Raw genomic sequence first — 19,644 nt, 5'->3', positions numbered from 1 at the left:
GTGCGCCGGAACCGGAGCCGCGCGGGTTCATCGCGTGGGGCGGGCTCACTGCTTGGCCCAGATCTCGTACGACCCGGGACCGGATGAGATCTCATACGGAAGCCTGGCCAGGAGGCGGTAGCGGCCGCCGCGGCGGAGCTCGGCCGCGACGAGCCGGTCCACTCTCGGAGTCTCGAAATAGTCCAGGACCACGAGGTCGAAATACCGCGCTTTGATCGCGGCCCGGTACGCCTCGTCGCCGGTGACCTTCTTGCCCGTCCGCGTCGTGTATTCGAAGTAGTAGGTGTTCTGCCACTGCTCGGGGCGGGTGCGGGAGCCGAGGTAGTAGATCGGGATCTGCGGCACCACGCTGAGATATCGCCCTTGGGGCGTCACGTGCTGCTGCAGCACCTGCGTCAGCCGGGTGGAATCAGGCCAGCCGGCATAGAGGTTCTGCGACTGCGCCATGCCCATGACCAGCATCGCCACCCAGACCCCGATGCCGACCTGCGGATATCGGAAATGGGCCCCGACGAGGCGGCTGATGCCCACGCCGGCCATGGGAGCGACGAACAGCAGCCCGTATCCGACGTGCTTGTGCAGGGAGACCCAGGTGTGCAGATGCGCCTGGTACGCCGGTGCCAGCAGGCCCGTTCCCGTCAGCAGGAGCCCGAGGCAGAGCCGCCAGGGCCTGCCCGGCAGGGGTGCGCTGCCCATCGTCGGGGACTCGCCCATACGTCCCCGCACTGTGAACATGACCGTCCCGAGCAGGGCGACGGCGATCATGATCCCGCCATACTTGGCGGAGGTCGCCATGATCACCCATACGGACTCCACTCCCTCGGCCCGCTGAACGGTCGTGCTGCGGATGCCCTCCAGCGTCCCGGTGACCTCGAAGGCGCCGAGGACGCATCCCCCGATGAGCGCGGCGAGCAGGGGCCCGCGCAGCAGAGCCTTCCACACGCGCTCATGGGGCAGGGCGACGAGGACGGCCAGGACGATGACGGTCGGCATGAAGAGCCCCGCCGCGTACTTCGCGGCCACGGCCAACGCGGCGACCGGTCCGGCGAGGACGCACCACCAGACCGAACCCCGGGCGCCGCGGATCACCAGCCAGGTCGCCAGGGCCAGCAGGAAGATCGCGCTGGAGTCGTAGGTGGCGTACCTCGCGAGGACGAGTGAGGACTCCGCAACCGCGAAGGCCCCCGCGGCGAAGAGCCCGGTCCGCTCGTTGAACAGCCGGCAGGTGAACGAGTAGAGCAACGCGGTGCCGCCGAGCATGAACAGCAGACTGAGGGCACGCGCGCCCTCCAGTCCGAAGGCGTGGTCGGCGACCGCGGCGAGGACGGGGTAGAAGTACGGGGATCCGGAGAAGTAGTCGGCGTAATCACCGGTGACGGGTGTGCCGTGGAGCACGCTGTTCAGATAGATGTCGCCCGCGTACAGGTAGAGCGCTTCGTCCTGGTAGGCCGTGTTCCGCAGCCGCAGCGCCAGCAGTGCCTGGACCAGCAGGATTCCCAGCAGGAGGCCGCGGCTGAGCCAGGTGCGCCGCGCGCTGGGGGCCGCTGTCCAGGCGGTCTCCGGGACCTCCGGAATCCGGTACGCGGGCAGCCGCGTCACCGGCCTCCCCGGTTGGGGGTAGCGCGGCGGCGCCGGCGGCGCGGCGTTCGGACTGGGCGCGTGCGGACGGATCGGCGAACGCCCCGAACCCACCGCCCGAGGATCCTCCCCCGGCCATTGCGGACGGATCGGCGAACGCCCCGAACCCACCGCCCGAGGATCCTCCCCCGGCCATTGCGGACGGATCGGCGGACGCCCCGAACCCACCGCCCGAGGATCCTCCCCCGGCCATTGCGGACGGATCGGCGGACGCGCCGAGTCCGCGGCCGGAGGATTCTCCCCCGGCCGCTGCGGGTTCATCGGCCCCCTCTCCGGTGGCGGCCATCCGGAGGGAGGCGTGGACCGTCTCGGGCCGGCGCGGCGCCGCCGCGGCGAGCGGGGCTGATTCATGGTGCCCGCACATCGAAGCCGAGCCTCTGGTCGGCCGCTCCGCGCCGGAACAGGGCGACCGCTTCGGGGTCGGTCTCGATGCGCCAGTCGGCGCGCTTCTTGAAGTTGAACCAGACGAATCCGAGGAACGAGCGGCTGCCGGCGACCCCCGCTAGGAGATCGGCGACGTCGCGCCGCTTGCGCGGCCCCGGCTCGGAGCCGGTCTCCTGGATGAGGAACGGCTTACGGGAGAACTTCCGGACCTGCCGTACGGTGGGACCGTACAGAGCCGCGAACGTGTGCGCGCCGGTCCGGGTGTAGTAACCGATGACGCCGACCCAGTCAATGTAGGAGTCACCCGGGTAGTACGGCCGCAGCGCGACCGTCGGCACCGGGTTGATCACGTTGGGACTCCAGACCCAGATCACGTTCGTCGCGCCGGACTCGGCGAAGAGGTCGTGGACGCGGCGCCAGGCTCCGACGAAGTCCGTGGGCTCGTTATCGCTGGTCCCCCACGGGTACCAGAAGGTGTTCATCTCGTGGCCGAAGCTGATCCCCACTGGGAGGTTGAGGTTACGGACGTCATCGGCGAACTTCCTGATGTAGGCGTCGCTGTCGCCCCGGGCGATGGCCGCGAGAGACGGCTTGAAGGGTTCCCACGCGATCAGCGGCAGCGCTCCCGAGTCCCAAGCGTTACGCACCCGCGTCGTCTCGTACTGGTCGCCCCAGGCGGCGTAGAACTCAATGAGGTTCGGTCGCTTGCCGACGTTGGCGGCGAAGGCCTCGATCGGGGCCATCGACTTCGGGGCGCCGTCGATGGCGACGCCGAGATACTTCCGGGACGGCTTGATCAGAGGCCGCACGTCATAGGGGATGAAGGTCTCGTCGGGGGCGGCACCCGTCGACCGCCGCAGTGCCGACTCCTCTGCTTTCGAGGAACAGCCCGTGAGGGCGACGGTGAGCGACAGGACCAGGGCGAGCCCGAGCCGGGCCGCCCGTGACTGGATCATCACGCCGGGTCCCCCTGCCGCGGCTGGACGAGGACTCGCCCCACGATGAGCGCGTAGAACAGGCCCGAGGCGAGCACCAGGGCGTAGTCGGGCGCGTACATCGTCGCCATCCGCCAGACCGCGGCGGCCACCCAGAGCAGAGCGGTGCCGCCGCCCCACACCGAGATGCCCATCCACAGCCGCCGGGTCTTGTTCTTCTTGGCGCCCGCCGACCCGGTGGGCTGCCATCCCTGCTGGCGGCCGCGCACGATGTCCCAGATCGCGAAGACGTGGGCCCAGCCGTACACCATTCGGGCGGCCCACGCCTCCAGCCGGTACGGCGCGCGGTGCCAAAGCGGAAAGATCAGCGTCGTGTACAGGATGCTGGGCAGCACGAGGGCCAGGTGCTCGACCCGGAGCTTGTCCGGCATCGCCAGCAGCAGCGTGATAGGGATGAGCGGCGCGGCGAACGTGAACACGGCTGTGTGCACGTAGTAGAAGAACCCCGACATGTAGCACAACCGTGTCGCCGGCCGGAGCTTCGTCTCCCGGAACTTCTTGCTGCCCAACAGGCTCATCGAGCCGGTGCACCAGCGGTACTGCTGGTTCTGGAAGGCGCCGATGCTGTCGGGGCAGACCCCGGTGGACAGCGCGATGGGGATGTACTTGACGTCCCAGCCCAGCCGGCGGAGGTCGAAGCCCGTGTGCACGTCCTCGGAGTGCTCGATGAGCGTCGTGCCGCCGTTCTGCGCCAGCGCGGCGCGCCGGTAGACGGCGCAGCTGCCCACGCAGATGGCGCCGTCGTTGCGCTGCCGGGAGACCTGGACCGAGCGGTAGAACAGCTCCTGTACGGCTCCCGCGCCGCGCTCCACCCAGTTCTGCGAGTCCAGCACGCGGAAGTACTGGGGGGACTGCACGATCCCGATCCGCGGATCGCGGTGCATGTACGGGAGCATCTCGTCGAGGAGGTCGTGGCGAGGCGCGAAGTCCGCGTCCAGGATGAGGATGTACTCGCCGTTGGACCGGGAGAACCCGTAGTGCAGGTTCCCGGCCTTCTTGTACCAGCCGCGGTTCGGCCGGGTCCCGTAGGTGAAGCCGAAGTCCGCGGCCATCGCGGCCAGCTCCGCGCTCGCCGAGTCGTCCAGCACGTACACGGCCACCACCCCGGGGTAGTGGCCGGCCATCGCGCGCACGTGTGTCCAGGTGTTGTGCAACACCTCGATCGGTTCGCCGCAGACCGGCAGGAAGACGTCCACGGTCGGGTAGATGATCGGGAACCAGGAGCGGACGAGCAGCCGGTGCCCGGCCAGGTCGAAGTCCGGGGTGAACGCGTTGACCCGCAACGAGATCAGGTAGTAGACGACCGTGAAGACCAGGAACGGGACATACACCCACAGCCAGGGCGTGGACTTCGCGAGCTGGACCTGGCTGGCCACCAGGCAGCAGAAGCTTACGAGCGACGAGAGCGTCAGAACCCACAGGTTCCGCTTGGCGTAAAGGTCCTTCTCCCGGTCGTCGGGCGGCTGCGGCAGCAGGCCGTACGCGTTCTTCTGCCGGTTCGCACGGTGCCCGGCGGGACTTCTCGGGGGAGCTGCGGGTGCTCTACGCGCTCGAGGAGCGGCGCTCACGTTCAAAGGCCTCCGTGGGGCGACAGCGGGGACTCGGGTCGTACGCCGCTGAGATCTAGCATGGCGAAATGGACGACGCCTGGTCAATCTAAGTGGTTTACGTGATAAGGGCGACTCAGGTTACTAGCGACGCGTATCTGGTGATACGGCTGCTGCTTTCACTCTTCATAGGCGGTGACCGTGCGCACCATTCGCCGCGAGCTTTTCATGAGCCGAAGGTGGCGTCCCGAAGCCCTGATCGCTTGGAATATCCCCAGGTCAGCCCCGCGCGAGGGCTCGCCGTCCGGCATCAGCGGCCCACCGGCGGCGTAGTGATACGTGGCCGTCCCGAAACCGTGCCCCATAGCGCACGTAATGCTGAACATGCCCCTTCCCGGTCGCCCGAGGTTGGCCTTTGACCGAGCCCCGAGAGGGGGGCCCAAAATGTTTAGCCTCCTAAATTCAGGAAATTCCGACTTTCCCATTGCCGTACACGAGCGGTGCTCGGCCGCTACCCTCGCCGGGGCGGCGGCCAAGGTCAGCGTCCCGGTCGAGTTCCTGCTGCAGTGTCTGGTCTTCACAGCCAAGGGCGTCGCTCACGCGTCGCGCAGCCGCAGCAGGAGCCCACCGCCCAGGAGCGCCCCGGTGGCCCACGCGCCGAGCACGCCGAGACCTGCCCATGGACTGAGGGGCAGGCTGGAGAGATGGGTGGTGGCCTGGATGGCGAGCCCAGCGTCCATCGGCGAGATCCGCCACAGGAGCCGCTGCCAGTCCGGGTCGGAGATCATCAAGGGGAGGATGGAGAAGACGTAGAGCAGGCCGAGCACGACCCCGATGGCCGTCGCCGAGTCACGTACGGCGGTGGCGACGCCGAGGCTGAGCATGGCGATCAGCGCGAGGTAGAGGACCGAGCCGGCGGCGGCGCGGAGCGTCGGGCCGTCCGCCAAGGACAGGGGCGGGTAGCCATGCGCCGGGGTGAAGCCGTTGCCGGGCAGGATGAGCCGCCCGGCCAGCACGGACCCGAGCACGGCGACGGTCCCGGCGGCCACCGTCAGGCCGGCCAGTACGGCTGCCTTGGCGGCCAGGACGGTGGCCCGGCGCGGCATCGCCGCCAGGGTGGTGCGGATCATGCCGGTGCCGTACTCGCCGCTGATCGTCAGCACGGCCAGGACGGCGACGACCGCCTGGCCCGCCTGGACCCCGATGAGGCCGAGCTTGGTGGCGTCGTGTTCGCATCCTGCCGACGGGCAGGACACGGTGGCGGCCGCCGCGGCGCTCACGGCTGTGGTCAGCGCGATGATCGCGAGCAGCAGCCGGCCGGGGCCTGCCATGGTGCGCACCTTCGTCCACTCCGCGTGCAGTTGCCGTGTCATGCGTCCCTCCGGCGCAGCCGGAAGACGGCCAGGCCGAGGACGAGCGCGGTGTAGGCGCAGAGCACGGCGAGGCCGGCCCACGGCGCCAGCGGGTAGTAGCCGGCCGACGGCGCGTAGTTCCTGATCACCTGTGGGTGCTCCCGGAGGCTCTGCTGGATCGCGAATCCGGCGGCCGGGGTGACCCGCAGCAGCCACTGCGCCACTCCCACGGGCAGGACCGAGGCGGTCGCGAGGATGTGGGGCAGGACGATGACCGCGATGGCGGTGGTGACCGCCGCGGCGCTGCGCCGGAACAGGGCGCCGAAGGCGAGGGCCAGGACGGCGGCGACGGCGAGCAGCGCCGCGATTCCGGCCACGACCCGCACCTCGGTGAGCGGCGGCACCGGAAGGACGTAGTTGCCGTTGGCGCGCAGGATCCGCGTGCCGAACGGCACCGCGACACCGGCGGCGGCCAGCCCGGCGACGAAGGTCGCCGTGCCGATCACGATGGCCTTCGCCGCCAGCACCCGGCCGCGCCGCGGACTGGCGAGCAGAGTGGTGCGGATCAGGCCCCGCCCGTATTCGGCGGTGATGAACATCACCGCCACCACGATCACCACGATCAGCCCCGCTGGCACGCCGGAGAGGGTGCTCTCGATTCTCTGGCCGTCCGCATACGGCGCGATGTCGCCGACCCCCGTCACGGTGTAGGCGCCGCCGGACTCCTTGAACCCGCCCGGATGGTGGAACGACCCATCGGGCAGCGTGGTGACTCCTATGTCGTCGTGGCTCCACGTGCCGCCGGGCGCCTTGCCCTGCAGCCCGACCTGGTCGAAGACGGCGGTGGCCTCGGCGAAGCGGATCTGCTCGATGCTCCCGCCGAAATCAGCCTGCTTCACCGTCAGGTCCCCCGGAGAGGCGACGAAGAACCCGGCCTGCACAGTGGCCGGCAGCCCGGCCAGCCGGGCGGTGCCCACCCTGGTCCAGTGCGTGCCGTCGGCCGACTCGTAGCCGGTGAGCTCCTCACCGGACCGGGTCAGCCGCAGCCAGCGCGGGGATGCCGCCGAGACGCCGCCCGGGCGGCCGGCCACGTCCTCGGTGAAGTCGTACTGCATCCGCGCCCCGTGGCTGCCGGTGACCATCATCGCCGCATATGCCGTCCCCTGCCGCGTGCCCGCCTTGATCATGACCCCGGCCTTCGCCCACGGCTCGACCCCGGGGACGACTCGCCGGGTCCCCGGGGTGAGGTCGGGCAGGCGGATCTGGCCGGTCATGGAGGTCACCCGGACGGTGATGCCGCCGTCCCCCGCCAGCGGCATGTGCACGAAGTAGAACTTGTCGTCCACCGCCTCACCGCCCGGGCCCACGGGAACAGCGGGGCAGACATCGCCCGGACCGCCGCAGGAGGAGTGGCTGCCTGACGCGGAGAAGAGCCCGAGCAGCGCGGTGACCAGTGCCGCGACCACCATGCCGATCAACCAGCCGCGGACCGTGCGGAGCTTCGTCCACTCCGCGCGCAGCAGTTGCGCGAAGCCGTCTCGCCCCGGCTTCATGCCTGAGCGGTAGGGGGTGATGGCGCCCGTGGTCATCGTGCCGCCTTCCGGCCCCCGGGTGCGCGGAACTCGACCGCGTCCCGGGTGAGGTCCATGTAGGCCTCCTCCAGCGTCGCCCGGTGGGCGGCCAATTCGGAGAACGGCACCGCGTCGGCGCTGAGGAGCGTCACGATCTCCTCGGCCGCCAGCCCCGAGACGGTGAGCGTGTCGCGGCCGGTGGCGGCCACGGTGGCGCCGGCGCGTGCCAGCGCCGTCATCGCCTCCGATCGCGCCGAGGTGCGGAGCGTGACCCGATCGCGGGACGCGGTCGCGATCAGCTCGGCCACGCTGGTGTCCGCGACGACCCGGCCGCGGCCGACCACCACGAGATGGTCCGCGGTGTCCTGGAGTTCGCTCATCAGGTGGCTCGACACCAGGACGGCTCGGCCCTGCGCGGCCAGCGACCTCAGGAAGCCGCGGATCCACACGATGCCCTCGGGATCCAGGCCGTTGGACGGCTCGTCCAGCATCAGCACGGGCGGGTCACCGAGCAGCGCCGCGGCGATCCCCAGCCGCTGCCGCATGCCCAGGGAGTAGCCACCGGCCCTGCGCCGGGCGACGGATCCCAGGCCGACCTGCTCGATCACCTCGTCGACCCGCTCGGCGGTCAGACCCTGGGAGTGGGCCAGCCACAGCAGGTGGTTGCGGGCCGTACGGCTCGGCTGCAGCGCGGCGGCGTCCAGCAGCGCGCCGATGTGGCGCAGAGGGTTGCGCAGGCTCGTGTACGGCCGGCCGCCGATCAGCGCGGTGCCCTCGTCGGCCGCGTCCAGGCCGAGGATCACCCGCATCGTGGTGGACTTGCCCGCGCCGTTGGGCCCGACGAACCCGGTGACCTGCCCCGGCTCCACGATGAAGGACATCCCGTCCAACGCCGTGGTCTCGCCGAACCGCTTACGGAGCCCGGCCACTTCGATGGTTGCTTCCATGCCAGGCAGATTAGGCAGCGGCGGAAGCGCGGTCGTCACGCAACGGAGCGATCTTCACTGTCGCCGGCATGAGGGACGTCACATCCCCCACACGAGGGATGCCGGAGCACCGGCGGGCCGGGACAATGGCCTTCGTGAACGGAGCGTACGACCGGCGCGGCAGCTGGGCCACCAGATGGAGGCGGATCGCAGCGGCTCCCCACGCGCCCGTCGTGGCCGGCGCACTGCTCGCGCTGGTCGCCGCAGCCGAGTCGATCACGCATGCTCGCAGTACGCCGCTGGGGTATTCGTCCGGCCATGCCGTCAGCACGCCGATGGGACAGACGATCCCGCATGCCGGGAATGGCGGCGCGGCCGTGCTGTACCTCATGGTGTTCGTCCTGCTCGGCCTGGCCACCACGCTGCCGATCACACTGTTGTGGACGCAGCCCGCCGCGGCCGCCGTGGTCGTCTCCGCGGCCTGCCTGCTCTCACTGACGGCCTTCCGGACGCTGACCGTGGCGGGCCTCGGCGCGCAGTTGGTCGCCGGGTACCGGCTCGGCCGCACCGGCTCGCGGCCGCCGGCCGTACTTCTCGCAGTGCCGTTCGTACTGCTGGCACTGGCCGGTACGGCGGGCAGCGAGCCGCATGCCGCCTCCGCCGGCGGGAACACCGCGCGGATCCTGATCGATCACGCTGGTGGCGAGATACGGGTGCTCACGCTGCTGCTGGCCTCGCTGGCCCCGGCGGCGGCCCTGGCCGGGATCGCACGGCGGGCACGCGGGGAGGCCCTGGCGAACACGACCACGCGGCAGGTCATCGCCGACACCCTGCTGGAGAACACGGCGCGCGGCGAACGCGCCCGCATCGCCCGCGAGCTGCACGACGTCGTCGCGCACCACATCTCCATGGTCGCCGTGCAAGCGGAGACGGCTCGGCTGACCACCCCGGGGATGCCGGCCGCCGGGGCGGAGCGGCTGTCCGCCATAGGCGACGCCTCCCGGGCGGCGCTGACCGAGATGCGGCGGCTGCTCGGCGTGCTGCGAGAGGACGGGGAGGCGGGGGCGGCCGACCGCCAGCCTCAGCCGGGCCTGCGCCTGCGGGAGCTCAACGAGCTGCTCGACGAGTCACGGGACGGGTCGCGGACGGGCACTCGCCTCATCCTCCGCGGCTCCCCCGTAACGCTGGACCCCGGCGTCGAGCTCGCGGCCTACCGCATTGTGCAGGAAGCTCTCACCAACGCCCGGCGGCACGCACCAGGCGCCGCCGTCGACGTGGAACTGCACTACGCCGACGACGCCCTGCGGCTGCTCATCCGCGACAACGGACCCGGCCCGTCCGCGTCGGCATCCGCTGACGGTCACGGACTGTCCGCGGCGGCATCCACCGGCGGTCACGGACTGTCCGGCATGCGAGAACGCGCCGCTGCCGTCGGCGGAGAGCTGCGCACCGGCCCCGCCGCCGATGGCGGCTTCCTCGTCGAGGCCCGCCTGCCCGGGAAGGAGGCGACGGCCGGATGAGCGCCGCGTCCCCGGTCGCCCCGGCGGTCCGTGTCGTCGTCGCCGACGATCATCTGGTCGTCCGCACCGGCTTCGCCGAACTGCTCGGCACCCAGCCGGACTTCACCGTCGTCGGCACCGCCTCCGACGGGGCCGAGGCGGTGCGGGTCTGCCGCGAACTGTCCCCTGACGTCGTCCTCATGGACGTCCGCATGCCCGGCATGGACGGCATCGAAGCCACCAGGCGGCTCGCCGCCTCCGGGACCGCCGGGCCGCGCGTCCTCATCCTGACGACCTTCGACCTGGACGAGTACGTCTACGACGCGCTCCGCGCCGGAGCCAGCGGATTCCTGCTCAAGGACGTCACCGCCGAGCGGCTCTTCGACGCTGTACGAGTCATCGCCGCCGGCGGGGCGCTGCTGGCGCCGACGGTCACCCGCCGCCTCATCAGCGAGTTCGCCGCGCTGCACCCCAAGCCCGACGCCTCCTCAGAGGCCGCGCTCAGCGCGCTCACCCCTCGCGAGACCCAGGTCCTGCGGCTCATCGCCGAAGGGCTGTCCAACCCGGAGATAGCAAGCCGGTTGACGGTGACAGAGGAGACCGTGAAGACGCACGTGAGCCGCGTGTTGAGCAAGCTCGGGCTGCGCGACAGGACGCAAGCGGTCGTCGCCGCCTACGAAACAGGACTGGTCGGCCCGCGCTCCCACGGACGCGCCTGAGCGGAGTGCGACCAAGCCTCCTCGTCTCGCGTCAATGGTCGCCGGAGCGCTGAAAACGTCGATTCGTGCTATTTGGTTGACACCGCGATCGCGCGAAGCCGCACGACAGTGTCGCCAGGCGAATCCACCTCGAGGACACGCGGGGGAAAGCGGAAGCCGGGTCGGTCTTCAAGCGGTCGGCAGATCGCCGACCGGTGCGACCACGTGGCGGTCCGAGCCCGCGCAGGTCCAGACGGCCCGGCCGTCCACACAGCCGGTCCGGAGGCCAAGGTTGTGCGCGGCACACGTGGGCCATACCGCCCACCTGGCCTCCATGACGATGTCCTGGACCGCGTCAGCGATCAGCTCCAGCGCGATCTGCAGGTCCTGCCCGCTCGAGGGCCGGATCCAGGGCCCGCCGGCTCCCCCGTCCAACTCCACCTGCGCCTGACCCGACTCGCGGTCCCAGTCAGCGACCACCAGCCGAAGGCTCTTCGCCACCCCGTCTGTCCGCACGTCACGCTCCACGACGGCCACCGCCTCTTCCAGAGTCCGCCACCAGCCAGGTTCGAGATCGAACCCCGGCTCAAACGCTGCCTCGTCCAGCAGTTGCCAGGTCAGCCGACTCAGAGCGGCGTCGCTTAGCTCCGCTGTCGGGCGTTCCAGCAGCTCCCGCGCGGCAGGGCGGTTCCAGTACGACTCATGAACCGCGAAGGCGAGCTCCAGGATGGGTCCGGTGTCCAGATCTCCCGCCCGCGCGGCCACATAGACCTGCCTCGCCAGCTGCTCCATCTCGTCCACGCACCGAAGTGTTGTCCTTCACCGGCCACCCGCCAACTCGATTTCCGGCAGCGACATCGGCCTTGCCCATAGTCCCGCTCGGCCTCGGGCCGCCCTGATGGGCTGGCCGGACGGTCACTTGGGCTTCGAGGAGCGCCTGGCCGAAGGCTCACAAGCCGCCCGCCAATCAATGATCACATTTTGGCCCATATCCGTTGTCTCCCCGAGGAGAATCTTCCACGTGGATATCGAGACGGTGCGCGGCCGCGTACAAGACTTGGCGCTGAAATTCGGAGTGCAGGCGCCCGATGTGGAGTCGGGCGAGCCGCCACAAGGGTGTCCCGCCGCGCTCCGCCGGACGGGTAAGGGCGCGACGATCGTCATCGGACCCGAGTTCACACCTATTCCAGCCCCCGTTCAGGAGGCATCCCTGGCGTGGATGGTCGGCGCACTGGATCGCGCTCGCGTTCCGCGTGGTCTGGGCTGGCAGGGCCGGCTGACGCTGGTCCTCGGCGGCGTCCTGATCGGAGTCGCATCAGGGGTCTTCTCAGCGACGATGACCCCGCTCGATGCGTATGGATTGTTCGCCGTACTGTCCGTGGCCGTTCTCGCCAGGAGTATCCGCGTCCGGACGTTCGCCCTGGACCGGCTGGTCGCCGACGTCTGCGGGCCGGAGACCATGGCCGTCGCCCTGTCCCATGCCGCTCGGAACCCGCTCAAGGTAACCGGGGGCCGCCGGCTGCTGCAGATAATGTCTCCCTCGGCGACCACGCGAGCCGCTCGGTTGAGACTGCCCGCCGGCGCGGCGACCGCCGTCTGATCCGGATGGTCCCCCCGTTCCCCGACCCTGCCGGGCACGGCGCCCACGTGCTCAAGCGGTGCGGTGAAGGCCGCTTCGCCTGGGCACACGCCTACGTGGACCGGCTGGTGACGGAGCGGCCCGGCGATCCACACCCTCTCCTTCTCCGTGCTCTGATCTACGCCTACCGTGGCGAGGAGGACTCCTGTCGCAAGGCTCTCGCCGAGGCGGACGCACTCGGATCGGGCCATCCGGAACTCCGCTCGTACATCGATGATCCGCTGACGGCCCGGACCCCGCCGACGGCAGACCCCGTTGAGAAGCTCACGCTCAAGGATGCCGGCGGCTGCCTGCTGGCCTTGGTCGCGCTGGGTGTTCTCCATCGGGGTGGTCCCTGGCTGATGAAGACCTGCGGTGACTGGCTCGCCTCCCAGTTGGGGATCCGGGGGCGCATGATGTACGACGGGCACTCCATCCCGGGATTCGTCATGGTCGCCGCTCTCGTGGGGTTGGCGCGTCTGGGCTGGTGGGCGTTCAAAACGCGACGCGGGACCGGGAGCCTGCGAGCCGAGATCGCCGGTCGCCGGGCCCGCGCGCGGCGGGTCGCGGCCGACCTGGACGACGACAACCTGCGCTATCGTGCGGGCGGGGTGGCCATGCTGTTGCCCTTCTCGGTGTTTTTCGCCGCGGTTCCGGCCATCATGACGAGCGGCCCGATCCGTGGCTGGCTCGTGGCGGCCTGGACGATCGTCATGTCGCTCTGCCTGATCGCCGCGGCAACCGCATGCGCGGGCCGTCAACCCGTTGCGCGGGCCGTCGGGCTCAGCCGCCTGCTGCTCTTCCAGGTGATCGCGGCTTACGGCGTGATCGGCACGTTCTCATGGGCGCTGATCACTGGTGTGAGCGAGGACGCGTTGAACACCGCCAGCATGTACTGGTTCGGCTCGGCGCTGGTGTCGTTCTTCGCCACCGCCGTTCATCTGATCACCGTACAGAGACGCCTGCGCCGCGAAGGGCGACTTCAGCACTGGCCGGAGAAAGGGCGAAGGGCCCATTGAGCCGGTGACGGGCGGGTGGCAGTCCTCAGTCCGGATCGTCGGTCCGTACGGCCGGGCATGCCCGCGCAGCGCCTCCTCGGGAAAGATGAAGAGGGATGCGCCTGGGGACGAACGGCCTGGGTCGGTCACCGGCGATGCCGCCTCTCAGAGCCAGTACCAGGTGATTTCGGCCTTGGCGCGTTGCTCGGCCATGAAGGCGGCGAAGCCCGCCCGTCCCGCGGCGGCGAGCGTTCCGGGATCCTCGGGGTCGGCCGGGCGTCGTCCGCGGACGATTCCGAACAGGTGGTCCTCACCGTGGGGTACGGGACCCACCACGGCCCCGGCGGCGGCGTCGCGGAAGGGCTCGGGCATCTCCCGGGCAGCGCGGTGGGCTGTGGTGACGGTCAGGTCGTCGCCGCCCCCGCCACCCGGCGAGGGCGGCGGGGACAGCAGTACGTGGGCAAGGGCGGTCAGGGGATCGTCCTGGACGGCGACAGCGGTGAGGCGGTCCTTGGGCCCGACCGCCCATACAGCCCAGACGTGGTCGAACTCCGATGGATGGCGCTCCAGGTAGTCCCGCGCCGTCTCGTGCTCCACCCGCTGCCGCAGGCGGCGTCTGAGCGCCAGGCCGTGGATGTGATTGTCGTAGGCCGACGGCGTCAGCCCCACGTTTTCCAGCCAGCGCAGCGTCTGGGCGCGGCCGCGCAGCCCTCGCTGGAGCCGGAAGGCGTCGGAGGCCTCCTGCAGCTCGGACTGGGTCGGTTCGGTTTCCCGCGCGGCCAGCTCGGTGAGGATGCAGTGCTCGACGAGCTCTTCCTGGATGGTCTGCTCGCGGGCGCGCAGGGTCAGCAGCGCGTTCTGGATCAGAAGTTCCTGGTCGTTGACGGTGAGCAGCCTGCCGGAGGCCCAGTGGGTGGAATGGTCGACGGTCCAGGGCACACCGTCGTCGGCGGGGGCGGTCAGCGCCACGGTCCCGCCGCCGGGGTGGCTGAGCACCAGGTCGTAGTCCACGATGGGGCTGCCGGGCCGGACGTCGGCGACGAGCTGAGCCCGGGTGCCGGGGTTGGCGGCACGCCACCGCTCGACGGCCCGCCGGGCGCCGGGCACATCCGGGCGCCTGCGTGAGAGCGTCCGGAGCAGGTCCACGGCCTCGGCCAGCACGGCGGCGAAGGCGGTGTCGGGCGTTTGGGTCGTCATGGGATGGTCACTTGGGGACGGGGCGGAAGCCGGGGTTCCGCCGCGACGAGCCAGTCGGCGATCGCCGCGGAGATGGGAAGGCCGGTGGCCGCTTCGATCCAGCCCCACTGGCCGGTGGGGTTGATCTCCAGGAAGACGTAGCGGCCCTCAGGGGTGAGGATCATGTCGATGCAGCCGTACGGCAGGCCAAGGGACGCGGTCAGCGCCAGGCACCGGCGTTCGACGTCGTCGGGCAGCCGGTGCACGCCGTACACCGAGAAGCTCCATTCGTGGTGGCGGTAATCGTGCCGGGTCGCTCGGGACGCCTGAGAGTGGATCTCGGCGGCGAACACCTGCTCTCCCACGATCGTGATTCGCAGCTCGATGGACTTCCTTATGTACGGCTGGAGAATGGCCGGGGAGACGGCGAGCCGGTGCCGGTCGGTGAGGTGGCGGCGGGTGACCGGAGTGCTGTAGAAGGCGTGGTCTTCCCCGTCGATCTGGAACTCGGCGAACTCCACCTCCTTGGCGATCAGCTCACCCTGCGCCGCCTCCCAGAACGGGATCAGTTCCTCGACGTCGTTGGTGATCAGGGTCTCGGGCGTGGCGAAGCCGAGTCTGGCCGCCGCGGCCAGGTTGAAGAGCTTGTTCTGGAAGCGGACGATGTCCATGGTCCTGCCGGGGAACCAGCGGCTGTCGACGGTGTCCTCCCAGCCGTACACCAGAATTCTTGAGATCTTCTCGACGTACTTCCTGTGGTCGGCGTCGGTGACGGAATCCGGGGCGCGCGACCGGGAGGGACGGCGGTTCCAGACCGCGCTGAACAGGGAGGTGTCGTAGTCCCGGCCGCCCGTGTGCAGGGTGTGCCGCCAGGACCCGCCGGTGAGCCGCGAGGTGATCCGGCTCTCGGCCGGGTAGTCACCCGGATCCCACCAGAGGAACTCGGCGCCTCGTTCGACGAGCTTCGGGGTGACCATCTCCACCGATCTGTCACCTCTGCCGCTGAGTATCAGAATCATCACGCGCTCCCCACCGGAGGAACGGCGTGCCCGCAGCACGTCGGACACGCCGTTCCCCGCCTTACATCGCAGGTCGGAGGACGATCTGTCAGACCATGATGTCGATGGGGTCGGAGGTCCCATTGCTGTGGGTGCTCGCGGCCCACGCGCACACGGGGTACATGGACTGCACCCCTCCCTTGCCGCCGATGACATCGTCCAGGAAGTCCTCGGCAAGCTCCGCGGCCGAGCCGAGGTCGTCGATGCGGACAGACATGTCCCATCTCCTTTCGATCTTGAGGGATGGCCCGATCCTGTCGGCTTCACCTTGGAGTGTGGTTGGAACTCGGTTGGATTGCCGATCCGCGCGCGCACCGGTCACGCCCCGAACGAGGACGCGGCACGCGACGGCCCAGGACCAGGTCACTGCCGCCTGCCGGCACGGGCCCGGCGACCCGCGGCAACCGCCGGGCGTCGAGCGACGCCTCGGCGTCCCTGGCACACCCCTACTGGGTCAGTAGCGTCGCCGAGTTCGCGGTGTTCAGGACCAGCGTGGGGTCCAGCGCCAGCGTGGCCACCGCCAGCCCGAGGAACACGGCCGCCAAGTAGAACTGCGGCGCGAAGTCGTATACGCGGAGATGGGTGTAGAGGGCGCAGACGAAGTAGAGGATGAGGCCGGCCGCGGCAGCCGTACCGACCAGTGGCACGCCGAGCAGCCCGAGCACCAGTCCGAGCGCGCCCATGGCCTTGGGAATGCCTATCGGAAAGACCAGCCACGATTCCGGAACACCGGCTTTCCGGAGGGCGGGACGAAGCGTCCGCATGACGGGCGCGAAGCGGGTGATGGCCGCGACGCCCGAGAAGGTGTTGGCGGCGGCGGTGACGAGAGCGGTGACGACGTAGGCGGTGGACATGAGAACTCCCATGAAGCATTCAGGCGATCGCTGGTGACGGGTTCGCGCGCGGTTCCCAGGTGAACCGACATGGCGCGGATCAGGACGGTCAGTTCTGGAAGCCGGCGACGTGGTCGGCGACCCACTCGGCATAGGTGCGCGCGGGGCGGCCGAGGATCTTCTCCACCTCGTCCGTCACGGGGTGCTGTTGCCACTGGACGTATGCGGCATACCTGGCCATCAGTGCCTCGACGAACGGTTCTGGAAGGCCGTTCCCGATCATGGCCTGCTGGGCGGCCTCCGGCGGGACCTCGTGGTAGCGCAGCGGTCTGCCGATCACGCGGGCGATGACGGCCACCATCTGCTCGTGGGAGAGCGACTGCGGGCCGGTCAACTCCAGTCTCCGGCCTGCCAGTTCATCGGTGAGCAGCGCGCGTGCGGCGACCTCCACCAGGTCCCGCTCGTCGATCAGTGACTCCTCGAACGCCGCGTAGACGTAACGGACGACGTCACCGGCGCGGATCTGGGCGCCCCACGCCTGGAGTGTGTTGCCGGCGAAAGAGCTGACCCGCAGGCTGGTCCACTCCAAGCCACTCGCGACGGCGGCCTCCTCGGACTCCTTGTTCCTGTCTCCTCGGTAGCGGGAGGGCTGCAGTTCGAGGGGGTCATCGACGTTCATGGCCGACAGCGCCACCACGCGCGTCGCCCCTCGTTCCCTGGCGAGGGAGAGCAGCCGGTCGGCGGTCTCGCCGAAGGTGCGCGAGTGCAGGAAGACGGCGGCGACGCCGTCCAGGTGGGGAGCGACCGTGTCGGGCCGGGACGGATCGCCTTCGACGACCTCAACGCCGGCGGGCAGGTCGGCGCTCTCCGGGGCTCGGGTGACGGCGCGGACCTCGGCGCCCTGACCGGCGAGGAACTCGACCAGGGGACGTCCGACGGCGCCGGTCGCTCCGGTTATCAGGATCATTTTGACCTTCGACTCTCGGTGGTGGTGGGGCTTGAGCCGCCGCCCCCTAAGAGCCCTCACGAAGGGGAAATGTGACACCACCGGTGCCGATATGACTCCGCGCCTACGCCTCGACGTTCACACGCTGCCCCCGTCGTCCAGATGCCGTACGGACCTCAGGGTTGGCGGCCGACGGCGCCGTACTGAGCCACCTTCGTCGCGCGCCCGACCTCGGTGGGGTCGGAGCCTGTCGGGGTCGCGCAGGTCCGCTCCGGTCTCCGACCTCGCGCAAGATCACGGAGTAGTGCTTGAGCGTTAATGCTGTCGCCTTCGCCAGTGTTACCTCGGCATACTCGTATCCCTGCCGGTGCTGTCCGCTCGGATCTCATCTCAGGCACCGGCATCGGCCAAGGAGGGCTGGGAATGTCGAGGTCACCGCTCTCCGACGATCAACTCGCCGAGTTGATCGACTGGAATCACGAGTCTTACACCGAGCATTTCGACTCGCTGAACCGGCTGTTCGAATCGCTTTCCTCTCCGGAGGAAATCGTGGCTTTGGCGCGGAGCTGGTGGGCTGATCCGGATGAGCGAGTGCGGGCACTCGGATTCGACCTTCTGGCAGTGCAGGCGCTCGACTACTCCTGGCACGTCTTGCCCCTGATCGAAGCGGCGAACGGCCTCGCTCTGGACACGACCCCCGAGGTGGTACGTGCGTCCGCCGCACACGCACTCGCCACGATCTGCGACGACGAGCGTGTGCTCTTCCCGCTCCTGCGCTTCGCCGCCGACCCGGAGGCTGACATCCGATGGCAGGTGGCACGCGGGATTCCGGTCGGCGTCGATCCGCTTCCCGAGGATCGATCAAGTTCTTAGGGCTTGCGCGCCGCGCACACCCACGCTGACCTGATCTGCCACCGCGCGGCCGGACCCGGTTGGAGCCTCCTGCCCGGCTTCCGCAGGACTTGCGATCGCCGGATCCTGAAATGGGACCCTTTCTGATATCCAAGAGGACCCACTTCGGTTGGATGAAACGACGTAAGCCCAGGCCGCCACCATGTCGAAACAGTCCCGGCGAATCCGGGTGACTCGATTGCGGGAGAAGACGAATGAGCCATGAAACCACCTCATCGCACAGTGCCAAGGCCAGGCCGTTCCCGTTGGAGCCGACGCCGATCCACGTGCCCGACGACGTGCTCGCCGACCTCCAGCAGCGCCTGGAGTTGACGCGCTGGCCAGACGACGCGGGCAACAAGGATTGGTACTACGGCGTGAACCGCGCCTACCTGCAAGAGCTCATCGACTACTGGCGGACCGGCTACGACTGGCGCAGGGCCGAGGCCGCGATCAACGCCTACGAGCACTACCGCGTCGAGGTCGAGGGCGTGCCGGTGCACTTCATGCGCAAGCCCGGTGCCGGCCCGAACCCGACACCTTTGATCCTGACGCACGGCTGGCCCTGGACGTTCTGGCACTGGTCCAAGGTGATCGACCCTCTGGCCGACCCGGGCGCGTACGGCGGCGACCCGGCCGAGGCGTTCGACGTGATAGTCCCCTCGTTTCCCGGCTTCGGGTTCTCCACTCCGCTGCCGGACAACCCGGACATGAACTTCTGGAAGGTCGCCGACCTCTGGCACACCCTCATGACCCACACCCTCGGCTACGACAAGTACGCCGCCGCCGGCTGCGACGTCGGAGCGCTGGTCACCGGCCAACTCGGGCACAAGTACGCCGATGAGCTGCACGGCATCCACATCGGCTCCGGCCAGAAGCTCACCATGTTCAACGGCGACCGGGCCTGGGACCTCAGCGGTGGCCGGCCCATCCCCGACGGGCTGCCCGCCGACATCCACGCCCGGATCGTAACGTTGGAGAAGCGGTTCGCGGCCCATCTCGCCGCACACGTGCTCGGCCCGAGCACGCTCGCCCACGGGCTGTCCGACTCACCCGCCGGAATGCTCGCCTGGATCCTGGAACGCTGGGTGAACTGGAGCGACAACGGCGGCGACGTCGAGACCGTGTTCACCAAAGACGACCTGCTCACCCACGCCATGATCTTCTGGGTCACGAATTCGATCGGCACCTCGATTCGCACCTATGCCAACAACAACCGCTACCCGTGGACCCCGTCCCACGACCGGCAGCCGGCCATCGAGGCGCCCACCGGCATCACCTTCGTCGGCTACGAGAACCCGCCCGGCGTCAGCACCGGCCAGCGCGTGCAGAACTTCCTCGACGGTGACCGCGCCGCTTGGTACAACCACGTCAACCTCAACGCCCACGAGCACGGCGGCCACTTCATCCCGTGGGAAATCCCTGGCGAGTGGGTTGACGACCTCCGGCGAACCTTCCGTGGTCGCCGATAGCGGGACCCCTATCAGAAGGAAGAGGTCCGGAGCTTTCGGGAC

At 69.6% G+C, this 19,644-nt stretch carries 18 protein-coding genes; 6 read left to right on the top strand and 12 right to left on the bottom strand.

Annotated elements, in window-relative coordinates; translation table 11 throughout:
• Window positions 1-45: 45 nt before the first annotated feature.
• The 6 genes from N5079_RS26590 to N5079_RS26565 all read right to left on the bottom strand — a co-directional run bounded on the left by N5079_RS26590 (window position 46) and on the right by N5079_RS26565 (window position 8,434).
• Window positions 46-1,599 (bottom strand): ArnT family glycosyltransferase, encoded by a 1,554-nt coding sequence (locus N5079_RS26590; protein WP_261586836.1) that lies wholly within the window; start codon window positions 1,597-1,599, stop codon window positions 46-48.
• 386 nt (window positions 1,600-1,985) lie between these two features.
• Window positions 1,986-2,978: a glycoside hydrolase family 26 protein gene (locus N5079_RS26585; protein ID WP_261586862.1), complete on the bottom strand. Its 993-nt coding sequence runs from the start codon at window positions 2,976-2,978 to the stop codon at window positions 1,986-1,988.
• Window positions 2,978-4,585 carry a cellulose synthase catalytic subunit gene (locus N5079_RS26580; protein ID WP_261586835.1) on the bottom strand — a complete coding sequence of 536 codons (1,608 nt, stop codon included), beginning with the start codon at window positions 4,583-4,585 and terminating at the stop codon, window positions 2,978-2,980. The genes N5079_RS26585 and N5079_RS26580 overlap by 1 nt, the downstream gene beginning before the upstream one ends.
• A 575-nt stretch (window positions 4,586-5,160) precedes the next feature.
• Window positions 5,161-5,937, bottom strand: a complete 777-nt coding sequence (locus N5079_RS26575; protein ID WP_261586834.1) for an ABC transporter permease subunit — start codon at window positions 5,935-5,937, stop codon at window positions 5,161-5,163.
• Window positions 5,934-7,505 (bottom strand): DUF1349 domain-containing protein, encoded by a 1,572-nt coding sequence (locus N5079_RS26570; RefSeq protein WP_261586833.1) that lies wholly within the window; start codon window positions 7,503-7,505, stop codon window positions 5,934-5,936. Before N5079_RS26570 ends, N5079_RS26575 begins: the two co-directional genes overlap by 4 nt.
• A complete protein-coding gene (locus N5079_RS26565; protein WP_261586832.1) occupies window positions 7,502-8,434 on the bottom strand; it encodes an ATP-binding cassette domain-containing protein in 933 nt (310 codons plus the stop codon). Before N5079_RS26565 ends, N5079_RS26570 begins: the two co-directional genes overlap by 4 nt.
• A 134-nt stretch (window positions 8,435-8,568) precedes the next feature.
• Between N5079_RS26565 and N5079_RS26560 the strand changes: the two genes are divergently transcribed.
• Window positions 8,569-9,933, top strand: a complete 1,365-nt coding sequence (locus tag N5079_RS26560) for a sensor histidine kinase (RefSeq protein WP_261586831.1) — start codon at window positions 8,569-8,571, stop codon at window positions 9,931-9,933.
• Window positions 9,930-10,631: a response regulator gene (locus tag N5079_RS26555; protein WP_261586830.1), complete on the top strand. Its 702-nt coding sequence runs from the start codon at window positions 9,930-9,932 to the stop codon at window positions 10,629-10,631. Before N5079_RS26560 ends, N5079_RS26555 begins: the two co-directional genes overlap by 4 nt.
• Window positions 10,632-10,799: 168 nt before the next feature.
• On the opposite strand, the gene N5079_RS26550 is transcribed toward N5079_RS26555, so the two are convergent.
• A complete protein-coding gene (locus tag N5079_RS26550; RefSeq protein WP_261586828.1) occupies window positions 10,800-11,411 on the bottom strand; it encodes a hypothetical protein in 612 nt (203 codons plus the stop codon).
• 220 nt (window positions 11,412-11,631) lie between these two features.
• Between N5079_RS26550 and N5079_RS26545 the strand changes: the two genes are divergently transcribed.
• Complete coding sequence (locus N5079_RS26545) at window positions 11,632-12,210, top strand: hypothetical protein (RefSeq protein WP_261586827.1); 579 nt, start codon at window positions 11,632-11,634, stop codon at window positions 12,208-12,210.
• A 95-nt stretch (window positions 12,211-12,305) separates the two neighbouring features.
• On the top strand, window positions 12,306-13,247 hold the full coding sequence (locus N5079_RS26540) for a hypothetical protein (RefSeq protein ID WP_261586826.1): 942 nt from the start codon (window positions 12,306-12,308) through the stop codon (window positions 13,245-13,247).
• Between the two features lie 144 nt (window positions 13,248-13,391).
• Here N5079_RS26540 and N5079_RS26535 read toward each other — a convergent pair whose 3' ends face one another.
• The 5 genes from N5079_RS26535 to N5079_RS26515 form a co-directional block, all read right to left on the bottom strand.
• Window positions 13,392-14,423 carry a TIGR04500 family putative peptide maturation system protein gene (locus N5079_RS26535; RefSeq protein WP_261586825.1) on the bottom strand — a complete coding sequence of 344 codons (1,032 nt, stop codon included), beginning with the start codon at window positions 14,421-14,423 and terminating at the stop codon, window positions 13,392-13,394.
• The gene (locus tag N5079_RS26530) at window positions 14,420-15,421 is read right to left on the bottom strand and encodes an MvdC/MvdD family ATP grasp protein (protein WP_261586824.1); all 1,002 of its coding nucleotides are present in this window, start codon (window positions 15,419-15,421) and stop codon (window positions 14,420-14,422) included. Before N5079_RS26530 ends, N5079_RS26535 begins: the two co-directional genes overlap by 4 nt.
• A gap of 88 nt (window positions 15,422-15,509) precedes the next feature.
• Window positions 15,510-15,677 (bottom strand): hypothetical protein, encoded by a 168-nt coding sequence (locus tag N5079_RS26525; RefSeq protein ID WP_261586823.1) that lies wholly within the window; start codon window positions 15,675-15,677, stop codon window positions 15,510-15,512.
• Window positions 15,678-15,906: 229 nt separating this feature from the next.
• Window positions 15,907-16,314 carry a DoxX family protein gene (locus N5079_RS26520; protein ID WP_261586822.1) on the bottom strand — a complete coding sequence of 136 codons (408 nt, stop codon included), beginning with the start codon at window positions 16,312-16,314 and terminating at the stop codon, window positions 15,907-15,909.
• A gap of 88 nt (window positions 16,315-16,402) precedes the next feature.
• Window positions 16,403-17,320 (bottom strand): NAD(P)H-binding protein, encoded by a 918-nt coding sequence (locus tag N5079_RS26515; RefSeq protein ID WP_261586821.1) that lies wholly within the window; start codon window positions 17,318-17,320, stop codon window positions 16,403-16,405.
• Window positions 17,321-17,701: 381 nt separating this feature from the next.
• On the opposite strand from N5079_RS26515, the gene N5079_RS26510 reads away from it, so the two are divergent.
• Complete coding sequence (locus N5079_RS26510; RefSeq protein ID WP_261586819.1) at window positions 17,702-18,112, top strand: hypothetical protein; 411 nt, start codon at window positions 17,702-17,704, stop codon at window positions 18,110-18,112.
• A gap of 233 nt (window positions 18,113-18,345) precedes the next feature.
• On the top strand, window positions 18,346-19,602 hold the full coding sequence (locus N5079_RS26505; protein ID WP_261586817.1) for an epoxide hydrolase family protein: 1,257 nt from the start codon (window positions 18,346-18,348) through the stop codon (window positions 19,600-19,602).
• Window positions 19,603-19,644 lie beyond the last annotated feature (42 nt).

Origin of the sequence: Planotetraspora sp. A-T 1434 (assembly GCF_025420585.1) — a bacterium.
In the GTDB taxonomy this organism is placed as follows: Bacteria; Actinomycetota; Actinomycetes; order Streptosporangiales; family Streptosporangiaceae; genus JAOEGB01.
This window is presented reverse-complemented; position numbering and strand designations above follow the sequence as displayed.

Coding starts and splice junctions, on each gene's coding strand:
- N5079_RS26585 (WP_261586862.1), bottom strand. CDS start 2,978: ATGATCCAGTCACGGGCGGCCCGGCTCGGGCTCGCCCTGGTCCTGTCG.
- N5079_RS26575 (WP_261586834.1), bottom strand. CDS start 5,937: ATGACACGGCAACTGCACGCGGAGTGGACGAAGGTGCGCACCATGGCA.
- N5079_RS26570 (WP_261586833.1), bottom strand. CDS start 7,505: ATGACCACGGGCGCCATCACCCCCTACCGCTCAGGCATGAAGCCGGGG.
- N5079_RS26565 (WP_261586832.1), bottom strand. CDS start 8,434: ATGGAAGCAACCATCGAAGTGGCCGGGCTCCGTAAGCGGTTCGGCGAG.
- N5079_RS26555 (WP_261586830.1), top strand. CDS start 9,930: ATGAGCGCCGCGTCCCCGGTCGCCCCGGCGGTCCGTGTCGTCGTCGCC.
- N5079_RS26535 (WP_261586825.1), bottom strand. CDS start 14,423: ATGACGACCCAAACGCCCGACACCGCCTTCGCCGCCGTGCTGGCCGAG.
- N5079_RS26530 (WP_261586824.1), bottom strand. CDS start 15,421: ATGATTCTGATACTCAGCGGCAGAGGTGACAGATCGGTGGAGATGGTC.
- N5079_RS26525 (WP_261586823.1), bottom strand. CDS start 15,677: ATGTCTGTCCGCATCGACGACCTCGGCTCGGCCGCGGAGCTTGCCGAG.
- N5079_RS26520 (WP_261586822.1), bottom strand. CDS start 16,314: ATGTCCACCGCCTACGTCGTCACCGCTCTCGTCACCGCCGCCGCCAAC.
- N5079_RS26505 (WP_261586817.1), top strand. CDS start 18,346: ATGAGCCATGAAACCACCTCATCGCACAGTGCCAAGGCCAGGCCGTTC.